This is a genomic window from Klenkia terrae (assembly GCF_037083865.1).
In the GTDB taxonomy this organism is placed as follows: Bacteria; Actinomycetota; Actinomycetes; order Mycobacteriales; family Geodermatophilaceae; genus Klenkia; species Klenkia terrae.
The window spans coordinates 57,280-70,076 of sequence record NZ_JBAPLV010000002.1 but is presented as its reverse complement, the minus strand read 5'-3'; the positions used below and the strand labels follow the sequence as shown (position 1 = coordinate 70,076).

General features: G+C 75.5%; 10 protein-coding genes. 4 read left to right on the top strand and 6 right to left on the bottom strand.

What is annotated here, in order from left to right; genetic code table 11:
- The first annotated feature begins 40 nt into the window (after positions 1-40).
- The 3 genes from flhA to UXQ13_RS02315 are packed head-to-tail and all read left to right on the top strand — an operon-like array spanning position 41 to position 6,178.
- The gene (flhA, locus tag UXQ13_RS02325; RefSeq protein ID WP_225232832.1) at positions 41-2,086 is read left to right on the top strand and encodes a flagellar biosynthesis protein FlhA; all 2,046 of its coding nucleotides are present in this window, start codon (positions 41-43) and stop codon (positions 2,084-2,086) included.
- Positions 2,067-5,945, top strand: coding sequence for a hypothetical protein (locus UXQ13_RS02320; RefSeq protein WP_336391750.1), 3,879 nt, complete (start codon positions 2,067-2,069; stop codon positions 5,943-5,945). The genes flhA and UXQ13_RS02320 overlap by 20 nt, the downstream gene beginning before the upstream one ends.
- Entirely contained in the window at positions 5,942-6,178 is a 237-nt protein-coding gene (locus UXQ13_RS02315; RefSeq protein WP_225232834.1) for a hypothetical protein, read from the top strand. Before UXQ13_RS02320 ends, UXQ13_RS02315 begins: the two co-directional genes overlap by 4 nt.
- Positions 6,179-6,293: 115 nt before the next feature.
- On the opposite strand, the gene UXQ13_RS02310 is transcribed toward UXQ13_RS02315, so the two are convergent.
- From UXQ13_RS02310 to UXQ13_RS02285, 6 genes are all read right to left on the bottom strand, one after another.
- Positions 6,294-7,589 (bottom strand): PhoH family protein, encoded by a 1,296-nt coding sequence (locus UXQ13_RS02310; RefSeq protein WP_225232835.1) that lies wholly within the window; start codon positions 7,587-7,589, stop codon positions 6,294-6,296.
- Positions 7,590-7,804: 215 nt separating this feature from the next.
- Positions 7,805-8,563: an ABC transporter permease gene (locus tag UXQ13_RS02305; protein WP_225232836.1), complete on the bottom strand. Its 759-nt coding sequence runs from the start codon at positions 8,561-8,563 to the stop codon at positions 7,805-7,807.
- Positions 8,560-9,564 carry an ATP-binding cassette domain-containing protein gene (locus UXQ13_RS02300; protein ID WP_336391749.1) on the bottom strand — a complete coding sequence of 335 codons (1,005 nt, stop codon included), beginning with the start codon at positions 9,562-9,564 and terminating at the stop codon, positions 8,560-8,562. The genes UXQ13_RS02305 and UXQ13_RS02300 overlap by 4 nt, the downstream gene beginning before the upstream one ends.
- Before the next feature lie 22 nt (positions 9,565-9,586).
- Entirely contained in the window at positions 9,587-9,775 is a 189-nt protein-coding gene (locus UXQ13_RS02295) for a hypothetical protein (protein ID WP_336391748.1), read from the bottom strand.
- Complete coding sequence (locus UXQ13_RS02290) at positions 9,772-10,986, bottom strand: DUF885 domain-containing protein (protein ID WP_336391747.1); 1,215 nt, start codon at positions 10,984-10,986, stop codon at positions 9,772-9,774. The genes UXQ13_RS02295 and UXQ13_RS02290 overlap by 4 nt, the downstream gene beginning before the upstream one ends.
- A gap of 22 nt (positions 10,987-11,008) precedes the next feature.
- Complete coding sequence (locus UXQ13_RS02285) at positions 11,009-11,788, bottom strand: isoprenyl transferase (protein ID WP_225232838.1); 780 nt, start codon at positions 11,786-11,788, stop codon at positions 11,009-11,011.
- Positions 11,789-11,917: 129 nt separating this feature from the next.
- Between UXQ13_RS02285 and trhA the strand changes: the two genes are divergently transcribed.
- Positions 11,918-12,748 (top strand): PAQR family membrane homeostasis protein TrhA, encoded by an 831-nt coding sequence (trhA, locus tag UXQ13_RS02280; RefSeq protein WP_225232839.1) that lies wholly within the window; start codon positions 11,918-11,920, stop codon positions 12,746-12,748.
- Positions 12,749-12,797: the final 49 nt, after the last annotated feature.

The window sequence follows — 12,797 nt, the reverse complement described above, 5'->3', positions numbered from 1 at the left end:
CCCCGTGACGGGGCGGTCACGGGGACCCCCGTGGCTGCCGATGAACAACCACGTGAAGTGGACGAAGGCTGCCGTGCCGATCGGCGTGGTGATGATCGTCCTGATGCTCGTCGTCCCGATGCCGGCGGTGCTGCTGGACCTGCTCATCGGGCTGAACATCGCGGCCTCGCTGCTGATCCTGCTCGTGGCGATGTCGATCAAGCGCCCGCTGGACTTCGCGGTCTTCCCGTCGGCGATCCTCATCGCCACCCTGCTGCGGCTGGCGCTGAACGTCTCCTCCACCCGGCTGGTGCTCTCCGACGGCTACGCCGGCGCGGTCATCGAGGCCTTCGGGAGCTTCGTCATCGGCGGCTCGCTGGTCGTCGGCCTGGTGATCTTCCTGATCCTGGTCGTCATCCAGTTCGTGGTGATCACCAAGGGCGCCGAGCGCGTCGCCGAGGTCGGCGCACGCTTCACCCTGGACGCGATGCCCGGCAAGCAGATGGCCATCGACGCCGACCTGAACGCCGGGCTGATCACCGAGACCCAGGCCCGCCGGCGCCGCGCCGACGTCACCGCCGAGGCCGACTTCTACGGCTCGATGGACGGTGCCAGCAAGTTCGTCAAGGGCGACGCCATCGCCGCGATCATCATCGTGCTGGTCAACCTGGTCGGTGGCCTGGTCATCGGCATGGTGCAGAACGGCCTGAGCGCCGGGGACGCCGTCAGCACCTACTCGCTGCTGGCCGTCGGCGACGGCCTGACCTCGATGGTCCCGGCCCTGCTGCTCTCGACCGCCACCGGCATCGTGGTCACCCGCTCGGCCGCCGACGGCGACCTGGGCTCGGACATGATCGCCCAGCTCGGCCGTACCAAGCAGCCGCTGCGGATCGCCGGCGGCGCGCTGCTCGGCCTCGGGCTGATCCCCGGCCTGCCCAAGTTGCCGTTCCTGCTCACCGGCGCGCTGTTCCTCTTCCTGGCCTCCCGGGTGGACGAGAACCCCCCGGTGGAGGACGAGAACCCCACCCCGGCCGCTGACGAGCCCTCCCCGGACTCCCCGGAGTCGATCGCCGAGAAGATGCGGGTCGACCCGCTGGAGCTCGAGGTCGCCTTCGACCTGGTCGAGCTGGTCGACACCGCCCGCGGCGGGGACCTGCTGGACCGGGTGAAGGCGCTGCGCCGCAAGGTCGCCATGGACACCGGCCTGGTCATCCCCCTGGTCCGCACCCGCGACAACCTGGACCTGCCCGCGTCCCAGTACGTGGTGTGGCTCAACGGCGTCCCGGTCGCCAAGGGGACGTCGCCGGCGGGCACCGTGCTGGCCATCGGGGATTCCCTGGAGGGCCTGCCGGGCAAGCCGACCCGCGAGCCGGTCTTCGGGCTGGCCGCCAAGTGGGTGCCCGCCGAGCTGCAGCGCCAAGCCGAGATGGCCGGCGCGACCGTCGTCGACCGCTCGTCGGTCATCACCACGCACCTGGCCGAGGTCGTGCGCCAGAACGCCGCCCAGCTGCTGGGCCGGGAGGACGTCAAGTTGTTGATGGAGATGGTGCGCCGCTCGCACCCGGTGGTGGTCGAGGAGCTCACCGGGGCCGGCCTGACCCTGGGGCAGGTGCAGCAGGTGCTGCAGGCCCTGCTCGAGGAGGGCGTCTCCGTCCGCGACCTGGTCCGGATCTTCGAGGCGCTGTCGCTGCGGGCCAAGAGCGCCACCGACCTGGACAGCCTGGTCGAGGCCGCCCGCGGCGCGCTGGGCCCGGCGATCAGCCAGCCCTACGTCACCGAGGACGAGAAGCTCTACGTGATGACCCTGGACCCGGGCTTCGAGCAGCGCCTGCTGTCCGCGGTCCGCCAGGGCGAGCAGGGCGCGGTCCTGGCCCTGGACGCCGGTGCGGTCGACGCCCTGGCCCGCGGCGCCAGCGACCTGCTCGACGACGCCGAGAAGCTCGGCATCACCGCCCTGCTGGTCTGCTCCCCCCAGGTCCGCCCGGCCCTGGCCCGGCTCATGCGCCAGGTCGTGGCCCGCTGCACGGTCATCTCCTACGGCGAGGTCAGCCGTACGGCCCAGATCGAGACGATCGGAGTGGTGAACGGTGCCGTCGCACTCGCCTGAAGCGCCGTCCGGGAACACCCGTGACGAGGCCATCGCGGCCGCCCGTGCCGAGTACGGCCCGGGTGTCCGCATCCGCGGCGTCCGCCGGATCCGCAGCGGCGGGGTCGCCGGGTTCTTCAGCCAGGAGCGGTACGTCGCCGACGTCGTGCTGCCCGGCGCCGGGGAGGACGACGCCCGCGTCCCCGTGACCGGCGGCGAGCCCGCCGGTGGCAAGCCGGCCGGTGGCAAGCCCGCCGGTGGAAAGCCGGCCGTCGCGGCCGCCCGCCCCAAGGTGGCCCCGGCCCGCAGCGCCACCCCGACGGTGGTCGCCGAGCTGCCCCGGACCGCCGGCGCCCCCGCCGCCGAGACCGACGGCTGGCCGTCGTCCGGGCTCTCGGTGGACGACCTGCTCGAGGTCGCGCTGCAGGTCCGCGGTGCCCAGCGCACCGCGGCCACTGCTGCGCCGGCCCCGGTCGACCCGGTCGACGAGCTCGCCGAGCTGCTGGGCCCCGGCGGCTCCGACGTCGCGGTCTACTCCCCCACGTCGGTGGCCCGTCCGGCCGGCAAGGCCCGACCGGCCTCCACCCCGCAGCCCGCCCCGGCGCCGGCCGCTCCCCAGCCGGAGCGTCGTCCCCTGGCGACCCGCCGCGCCGAGGAGCCGGTCGAGCCCGCCGCCCCCGCGTGGGAGCGGACCTCCCGGTCCGGGCGACCGACCGCCGACCCGGCGGTGGAGCCCGAGGTCGACAGCGACGCCGGCGGGGCCCCGCCGTCGCCGTTCGCGGCGGCACTGATGCGCGTGGTGACCCAGGACGACGAGGTGCAGGCCGCGGTGGCCGACGCCGAGGAGCACGAGGAGCAGCGGGTGGCCGCCGAGCAGCACGACGTCGCGTCGAGGACGGACGGCGGTGCCCTGGACGACCGGGCCGCCGCGGTGCGGGCCGCCGCCGAGCGCGCCGAGGCCGCGGCCGTGGCCGCCGCCCGGGCCGGCACCACCCCGCCGGTCGCGGTCGCCGCGCTGACCGCCGCCCCCGAGGCGCTGGAGGCACCGGCAGCACCGGTGCGCAGCCCCGAGGAGCGACGCGCGGCCGCCCGGGCCCGGGCGGCCGCCCGTCGCAGTGCCCGGCCCGGCCCGGCCGCCTCCGAGCCGTCGACGCCGGAGGTGCCCGTGGCTGCGCCCACCGCTGCCCCGGAGCCGATGTGGGACGCCACCAGCATCATCGAGCTCGCCCCCCGGGCCGGCATGCCGGCCGCCGCCCAGCGCCCGCCGGCACCGGCGGTGACCCGGGTGACCGCGGCCCGCGCCGGGGCCGCCCAGCTCCGCGAGGCCGCCATCCGCGCCGCCGGGGAGCTGGCCGAGCGCCAGGTCGCCGAGGTGGGACCGGCTCCCGACCTGCTCGACGACTTCGTCGACGCCGAGCTGGCCGCCCAGCGCCCCGCGCAGCCGGCTCAGTCGGCACTGCCGGCTCAGCCCTCCCTCGGTGACCGCGCGGCCCGTCTGCGGTCCGTGCTGGCCGCCGCGACCCCGCCGGCCGACCAGCCCGCCGCCGACCTCCCGGTGCTGGCCGAGGCCGCCCCGGCCCGCCGGACCCTGCCCGCGGTGCCGCCCTCGGCACCCGTCGACACCGCTCGGCACGAGGCCGAGCGCCTCGAGGCCGAGCGGGTCGAGGCCCTACGCGTCGAGGCCCAGCGCGTCGAGGACGAGCGGCTCGAGACCCTGCGCATCGAGGCCGAGCGGATGGAGACCGAGCGCGCGGCCGCCCAGGCCGAGGTCCGACGGGTCGCCGCCGAGCAGGCCCAGGCCCGCCGGGCAGCTGCCCAGGCCGCCGCCGCCGAGGCCGCCCGGACCGAGGCACGCCGCATCCAGTCCGAGCTCGCCGAGGCCCGCCGGGTCGCCGCCGAGCAGGCCGCGGCCGAGGACGCCCGCGCCGAGGCCGAGCGCACCGCGGCCGCCGAGGCACGCCGCGCCGTGGCCGAGAAGGCCGCCACCGAGCGTGCCGCGGCCCTGCGCATCGCCGCCGAGAAGGCCGCCGCCCAGCGCGCGGAGGACCAGCGCCGCGCCGCCGCCCAGGCCGAGGCGGACCGCCTCGCCGCCGAGCGGGCCGAGCGGACCGCCGCCGAGCGCGCCGCGGCCACCCAGCGCGCTGCCGTCGAGGAGGAGCGGGCCGCCGCCGAGCGGGCCGCCCGCGAGGCGGCGCAGGCCGAGGCCGCAGAGGTCGAGGCCGCAGAGGTCGAGGCCGCCCAGGTCGCGACCGAGCTGCCCTCCCCCGCCGTGGTCGACAGCTCGGAGATCGGCCGGCGCCGGACCCGGGCCGAGCGCCGGGAGGCGGCCGAGCGGGCCCGCGCGGCCGGCACCGTCCACCGTGTCGACGCCCCCGCGCAGGACGACGTCCCCGCGCCCGTCGAGATCGACCCGCTGTGGGGAACCCCGGTGCGCCGTCCCCTGCCCGTCCCGTCGGTCATGCCCGACGGCGGGCGGCACAGCACCGCGACCGGCCTCCAGCCGGCCGTCACCGCCGCAGCCGCGGACGACACGGCCCCCGTGGTCGACGAGCCCCGGCCGATCTACTCGGCCGGGTCCCGGTACGACGAGGTGCTCTTCGGTGCCTCCCGCGGTGCGTCGCGGACCGGTCAGCCCGACCCGCTGGAGGCCCTGCGGGCCGCGGCGCTGGCCGGGGGCGCCGTCACCGGCCGCCGTCGCCGCGCCGAGGAGGCCGGCCGGCACCGGACCTCGCCCACCCAGGTCGACCTGCCCGTGGTCGGGGCCGCCCGGTTGACCGCCCTGGACGACCCGGCCGAGGCGACCTCGGGGTTCATCGAGTCGCTCCAGGCCGTGGCCGACAGCGAGTTCGCCGAGGCGCCCGCGCAGGCCGCCGAGGTCTCCGACGTGCTCGTGCAGGAGATGGCCCACGAGATGGCCGCCGGCATGGCCGCGGAGCTGGCCCGGACGGCCAGCGACCCCTCGCCGGTCGCCGACGCCACCTCGGTGCTGGCGTCGCTGAGCGCCGTCCTGCCCGCGGCGACCCCCCGGGTCCGCGGCCAGCGCCCGCCGGTGCCGGCCGGGTCGGCGACCCGGTCCCGGGTGCTGCCGCCGCACCCCTCCACCCGGATGCGCGGCACCCGGGTGGACGCCGTGGACGCCGTCGACGCCGGCGGTGCCGGCCAGGGCTGGGCCACCATCACCCACCTTAACCGCGGCACCGACGGCCCGGCCGAGGGCGGACCCGCCGGGCTCGCCGCCCTGGGGGTCCCCCCGTCGGTGCTCGGCGCGGACTTCGCCGCCGAGGCCTCCCGCCGGGGCACCTTCGCCGCCCTCGCCTCGGCCCTGGGCCGGGCGCTGCCCGCCGCCCCGGCCATCCCGTCCGAGCCGGGCGACGTCCTGGTCGTGGTCGGTCCCGGCGCCGAGGCGCTGGGCGCCGCCCGCGCCCTCGCCGTCGCGCTGCGGCTGGACCCCTCCCGGGTGCTGTGGTGCACGCGCGGCCCGCTGGCCGGGCTGGCCGCCGCCGACGCCCAGATCTCCGGTGCCGCCGCGGCCACCGAGGTCCGGGCGCTGCTGACCGGCTCCGACGTGCCCACCGTGGTCGCCGTCGACGTCCCGCTCGGGGACGCCGGCGGGGCCTGGGCGGCGCAGATGGTGCAGGCATGGGACGCCACCGCCGTCTGGGGCGTCCTGGACTCCACCCGCAAGCCCGCCGCCCTGCGCAGCTGGCTGGCCGGCCTGCCCCGGGTCGACGCGGTCGTGGTCACCGACACCGACTCCGCACCCGACCCGGCCGCGCTGCTCGAGGGCCTGCCCGTGCCGGTCGCCGTCGTCGACGGCGCCCGGGCCACCCCGCACCGCTGGGCCGCTCTGCTCTGCGAGCGGCTGGCCGGGCGGCGATGAGCCCGCTGCGCTGGGACGTCCTCGGCGCAGCCCTGCTCTTCGCCGTCCCGGTCCTGCTGCTGGGTGCGACGGGCGTGCTGGACCCCGACGACGTGCTCGACCGGTTGCCCTGGTGCCTGCTGGCCGGGTGGGTGGCCAGCAGCCTGCTGCGCGCGGTCTTCCCGGCGCCCAAGCCGGAACCGCAGCGGCGCCGGCGCCGCCGTCCGGCCGCCGAGGAACCCGCCGACGCCTGACGCCGGCCCGCGGGCGTGGATCAGCTGGGTTCAGCAGAGTCCGTCCTGGCTCACCGACGCCGGTGAGCCAGGACGGCGGTCGATCAGCTGAGCTGATCCACGCCGGGACGCTGCCCTAGAAGGGGATGTCCTCGAGCATCTCGGTGACCAACGCGGCGATCGGCGAGCGCTCGGACCGGGTCAGCGTCACGTGGGCGAAGAGCGGGTGGCCCTTGAGCGCCTCGATCACCGCGGTGACGCCGTCGTGCCGACCGACCCGCAGGTTGTCCCGCTGCGCCACGTCGTGGGTGAGCACCACCCGGGAGTTGGTGCCCAGCCGGGACAGCACGGTCAGCAGGACGCCGCGCTCCAGCGACTGCGCCTCGTCGACGATGACGAACGAGTCGTGCAGCGAGCGGCCGCGGATGTGGGTCAGCGGGAGCACCTCGATCAGCCCGCGGGCCAGCACCTCGGTGAGCACGTCGCTGCTCACCAGCGCACCCAGGGTGTCGAAGACCGCCTGCGCCCAGGGCGCCATCTTCTCGCCCTCGGAGCCGGGCAGGTAGCCCAGCTCCTGGCCGCCGACGGCGTACAGCGGCCGGAAGATGACCACCTTCTTGTGCGCCCGCCGCTCCATCACCGACTCCAGCCCCGCGCACAGCGCCAGCGCCGACTTGCCGGTCCCGGCCCGGCCGCCCATCGAGACGATGCCGATCTCGGGGTCCAGCAGCAGGTCCAGCGCGATCCGCTGCTCGGCCGAGCGGCCGTGCAGGCCGAAGGCCTCGCGGTCCCCGCGCACCAGCTTCACGTGCTTGTCGGCGGTCACCCGGCCCAGCGCCGAGCCGCGGGAGGAGAGCAGGACCAGCCCGGTGTGGGTGGGCAGCTCGGCGGCCGCGGGCACGAACAGGGTGCCCCCGTCGTAGAGCACCGAGATCTCGTCGTCGGTCAGCGACAGCTCGGCCATCCCGGTCCAGCCGGCGTCCACCGCCCCCAGGCCGCGGTACTCGTCGGTGTCCAGGCCGACCGCTGCCGCCTTGACCCGCAGCGGGACGTCCTTGGTCACCAGGCACACGTCCCGGCCCTCGGCCCGCAGGTTCAGCGCGACGACCATGATCCGGCTGTCGTTGCTGTCGTTGCGGAACCCGGCCGGCAGCACCGAGGCGTCGGAGTGGTTGAGCTCGACGTGCAGCGTGCCGCCCTCGTCGCCGATCGGGATCGGGGCGTCCAGCCGGCCGTGCTGCACCCGCAGGTCGTCCAGCATCCGCAGGGTCTGCCGGGCGAACCAGCCCAGTTCGGGGTGGTGCCGCTTCTCCTCCAGCTCGCCGATCACCACGAGGGGGACGACGACGTCGTGCGCGCCGAAGCGGGCCAGCGCGCCCGGGTCGGACAGCAGGACGGAGGTGTCGAGGACGTACGTGCGGCGGTTGGTCACGAGTCGACTCCTGGAGGGCGCTGGACGCGCCCCGCATCGAAGGTGGCCGGGCCCCGGCGCAGAGGCCGTGGACCGGCCCCCCTGGTCGACAGCTCGCATCGGACCAACCGGGCCTCCCGTGTCCGGGGAGTCGGGCTCCCCTGACACCCCGGACGCTAGGCCGCCGAGATGTCCGGCGGGTGACTTCCGGCCAACTCCTCACCCCGGCGTGTCGGTCAGCCGGACTCCTTGCGGAACTGCGACGTGCCGTACCAGGCACCCAACCCGGCCAGGACGACGGTGAACAGCGCACCCCAGCCGACGTCGGGCGCACCGAAGTCCCCGGCGAACAGCGACCGGGCGCCGTCCACGATGTGGCTGAACGGCACGACGTCCGACACCGCCTGCAGCCAGCCCGGGGCCAGCGTCATCGGCAGCAGGATCCCCGACAGCAGCACGACCGGGAACAGCACGGTGTTCAGCAGCGGGGCGAAGGCGTCCTCGCTCTTCAGCGTCAGGGCCAGCGCGTAGGACACCGCGGCCAGCGACCCGCCGAGGACGGCGACCAGCACGATGGTGAGGACGACGCCGCCCACCGACGCGTCCAGCCCGAACGGCACGGCGACCAGCACCAGCACCACGCCCTGGACGGCGAGCACCAGCACGTCGCGCAGCACCCGGCCCAGCAGCAGCGCGGCCCGGGGGGCGGGGCTGACCCGCTGGCTCTCGATGACGCCGGCCCGGTACTCCGCGATCAGGCTGAACCCGACGAACGCCGAGCCGAACAGGCCCAGCTGGACCAGGATCCCGGGCACGAAGACCTGGTAGGCGTTGGCCCCGCCGAGCTGGCCGGCGATCGGCTCGAGGAGCGGGCCGAAGAGCACGATGTAGAGCACCGGCTGCATGAGGCTGATGACCAGCCAGGCCGGGTTGCGCAGCGAGGTGCGCATCGCCCGGACGAAGACCGTGCCGGTGTCGCGGAGCATGGTGCTCATCGGGCGGGCTCCTGCTCGGGGACGGGCTCGGTCGGGTGCTCGCCGTCGCGCAGCGAGCGACCGGTGACGGTCAGGAAGACGTCGTCCAGGCTGGGCCGGCGGCTCTCCACCCCGGCGACCTCGATGCCGGCGGCGTCCAGGTCGCGGAGCAGGGCGACCAGCGCCGACCCGCCGGCCGGCACCCGGCAGCTGACCCGGTCCCCGTCCACGGTCGGGGCCTCCGCCCCGGGCAGGGCACCCATCCGGCCGGCGACCTCGGCGGCGAGGTCGGCGCGCGGCACGGTGACGGTGAGCAGGTCGCCGCCCACCGAGCTCTTCAGCTCGTCGGGGGTGCCGCTGGCCACGATGGCGCCCTTGTCGATGACCAGCACCCGGTCGCACAGCGCGTCGGCCTCGTCCAGGTAGTGCGTGGTGAGGAAGACGGTGGTGCCGCGCTCGCTGCGCAGGCCCTCGATGTGCTGCCACAGGTTGGCCCGCGCCTGCGGGTCCAGCCCGGTGGTCGGCTCGTCCAGGAAGACCAGACCGGGGACGTGCACCAGGCCCATCGCGATGTCCAGGCGGCGGCGCTGGCCACCTGACATGGCCTTGGGCTGGCGCTCCCACAGGCCCTCGAGGTCCAGCTCGGTGAACAGCCGCTTCCCGCGCTCGGTGGCCTCGGCGGTGCTGACGCCGTAGAGCCGGGCGTGGGAGACCAGCTCCTCGCCGGCCCGGTTCTCCGGGGCGGTCGAGCCGGCCTGGGACACGTAGCCGATCCGGCGGCGCACCCCGACCGGGTCGGTGAGCAGGTCGCAGCCGGCGACGGTGGCCGTGCCCGCGGTGGGCGTCAGCAGCGTGGTCAGCATCCGCATGGTGGTGGTCTTGCCGGCCCCGTTGGGCCCGAGGAACCCGACGATCTCGCCGGCCTCGACGTCCAGGTCGACGCCGGCCACGGCCTTGACCTCGCTGGCCTGCTTGCCCCGCTTCTTGCGGAAGGTGCGGGACAGCCCGCGCGCGTGGATCACGCGGGGAGTGTCCTCCCCCGGCTCAGCGCGGTCGAGTGCTTTCCGACCGGCGTGGCCGGAGCGCCACCGCCGCCCACAGCACCGGGACGGCGAGCACCGGCCACTGCAGCGACAGGTCGCCGACCCAGAGCAGCCCGACGACGAGGAGCACCAGCAGGCAGGCCGCGCTCCACAGCCCGAGCACCCGCTTCTCCCCCGCGGTGCGCCTCACCCGGTCAGCTCGGCGGTGATCCGCCCCGGGGTGAGCGGCTCGTCGAGCAGCCGGAGGAACCGGTCGGCCACCGGCTGCCCGGCCGGTCGCGCACCCAGCCACCGCGCCAGCAGGTCGTAGCCCTCGACGTAGGTGGTGATGTAGGCCCGCCACAGCGGGTGGGTCAGGAAGCGCAGCTGCTGGGTCGCGCGGTCCTGGCTGACCAGCGACCAGCGCTGCAGGTGCGCGGTGACCGCGTCGCTGCCCAGACCCTGGTCGTGCAGCATGATCGCGGCGTCCTGGCGCACGCGGTTCAGCGGTGCAGCCGCGGCGGCGATCCGCTCGGCCAGCTCGCCGTCCAGCCGCAGCCCGAGGTCGGCCAGCACCTCGGCGGCCCAGGGACCCCACCCCGCGCCGACCGCGGCCTCCAGGCCCAGGTCGGCCAGCCCCTCGGCCATCAGGCACTCGGGGGTGTTGACCAGGAACACCGTGTGCTCCAGGTGGTCGTCGCGCCGGACCAGGCCCAGCTCCTTGCGGCAGTGCTCGGTGTGGTGCCCGGGGTAGGACTCGTGGGCCACCAGGTGCGGCAGCTGGCTCATCCGGTGCGGCAGGTCGGCGTTGATCGCCACCCGCGAGCGGAAGTCGCCCTCGTAGTAGTTGAAGCCCGACCACGGCTTGTCGGTGACCACCTCGTACTGCACCGTCTCCGCCTCGGGCAGCCCGTAGGCCGCCCGCGCCCGGTCGCGCAGCGCGCTGGACAGCGCGTGGACGGCGGACTCCAGCGACGCCGGCGGGCACTCCTCGCGGCGGCGGTGCTGGGCGTACCGCTCGGCCAGGCTGCCCGAGCCGGGCAGCAGCTCCTCCAGCTCGGCGTGCGCGGCGGCGTAGTCGGCCGGGTCGCCGAGCTCGACGTCGACCTGGAAGTAGGCGCGGACCTCCTCGCGGTAGCCGACCGGCTCGCCGGCCATCGTCCGGGCGGTGCACTCCAGGGCGGTCAGCTGGGCGCGCAGGTGCGCGACCCGGTCGGCCGGCAGGTCGGTGGAGTCCAGCTCGCGCAGCAGACCGCGGGCCTGGTCGCGCAGCCGCTGCGGGGTGGGCGCGGGCTCGTCGGCGACCGCGGCCCGGATCCGCCGGTCCCCGGTGTAGGCGTCGACGAAGCCCTCCTCGAGCCGGTCGAAGCGCAGCCCGAGACGGACGTACTCCAGCGGGACGTCGACCGCGTCGGTGAGCATGCCGCCAGTCTCCCAGCCGGTCTCAGCCGCCGAAGCGGCGCTGCCGGGCGGCGTAGTCGCGCAGCGCCCGCAGGAAGTCCACCCGCCGGAACTCGGGCCAGTAGACGTCGGTGAAGTAGAACTCCGAGTGCGCGGTCTGCCACAGCAGGAACCCGGACAGCCGCTGCTCCCCGCTGGTCCGGATGACCAGGTCGGGGTCGGGCTGGCCACGGGTGTAGAGGTGGCCGGCGATGTGCTCGACGTCCAAGGTCTCCACGAGCTCGGGCAGCGTCGTCCCCCGCTCGGCGTGCTCGGCCAGCAACGAGCGGACGGCGTCGGCGATCTCGCGCCGCCCGCCGTAGCCGACCGCGAGGTTGACGTAGGCGCCCGACCGGCCGCGGGTGTCCTCCTCCGCCTGCTTGAGCACCGCCGCCGTCTCGGCCGGCAGCAGGCCCAGCGCGCCGACCGCGTTGAGCTCCCAGCGCCGGTCGGGCCCCGACAGGTCCGCGGCGACGCCCTCGATGATCCGCAGCAGCGGCGTCAGCTCCGGCTCGGGACGGGCCAGGTTGTCGGTGGAGAGCAGGAACAGGGTCACCACCTCGACCCCGGTCTCGTCGCACCAGCCCAGGAAGTCCACGATCTTGTCCGCACCGCGCCGGTGGCCGTCGTTGACGTCGTCCAGGCCGGTCGCCCTGGCCCACCGCCGGTTGCCGTCGACGATCACGCCGACGTGCCGGGGGGCCGCGCTGCGGTCCAGCCGGCGGACCAGCCGGCGCTCGTACAGCGCCGTCAACGCCTCACGCACCTGCTCGCGGGCCCCCACGGAAGGTCACCCTAGGACCACGGCGGGCACACAGGGAGGGCCGGACGGCGTCGGACCTCACAGCCACCCCCGGCAGCCTCACAGCCACCGCGGCTGTCGCCGGCCCGGCCACGGCCTTAACCTCGGTGCATGAGCGTGCCGAGCCGATCGACGGAGACCGTCCGGGTGTCCTCCGACGGGACCGAGCTCGAGGCACCGCCCGGCCAGGCGGTGACCACGGTCCTCGCCGAGGGCGAGCAGGTCGAGGCCGTCCGCCCCGCCGGGGAGTGGCAGGACAGCGACTACGGCGACCCCGACTTCGACCACCCCGACACCCGCCCGCGGCTGCGCGGCTGGCTGCACCTGTTCGCCGCCTTCGGCTCGGTGCTGGCCGGCGCGGTGCTCATCCCGCTGGCCTGGGTGCACGGCGGCGTGCGGGCCGGGCTGCCGGTCTCGCTGTACTGCCTGACCATCCTCGGGCTGTTCGGGATCAGCGCCGCCTACCACCGCCGCCGCTGGTCACCGCGCGGGTGGAAGCTCATGAAGCGGCTCGACCACTCGATGATCTTCCTGTTCATCGCCGGCACCTACACGCCCTTCGCCGCCCTGTCGGTGCCCTACCCGACCAACTGGTGGATCTTCGGCATCGTGTGGACCGGTGCCCTGGCCGGGATGTCGCTCAAGCTCGTCTGGCCGACCGCACCGCGCTGGCTCGGCGTCCCGATCTACATCGCGCTGGGCTGGGTCGCGGTGTTCGTGCTCGGCGACATCCTCGACCTGGCCGGGGTCACCGCCATGGTGCTGCTGGCCGCGGGCGGGCTGCTCTACACGGTCGGTGCGGTCACCTACGCGATCAAGAAGCCCAACCCGTGGCCCGGCGTCTTCGGCTACCACGAGGTGTTCCACGCGATGACGATCGTGGCCGCCACCTGCCACTACATCGCCGTCTACTTCGCCATCTTCAACAGCCCCTTCCTGTAGGGCCACGGTTCTCCCCACCACTCGCGAGCTCGCGGCGGGCCCCTGAACC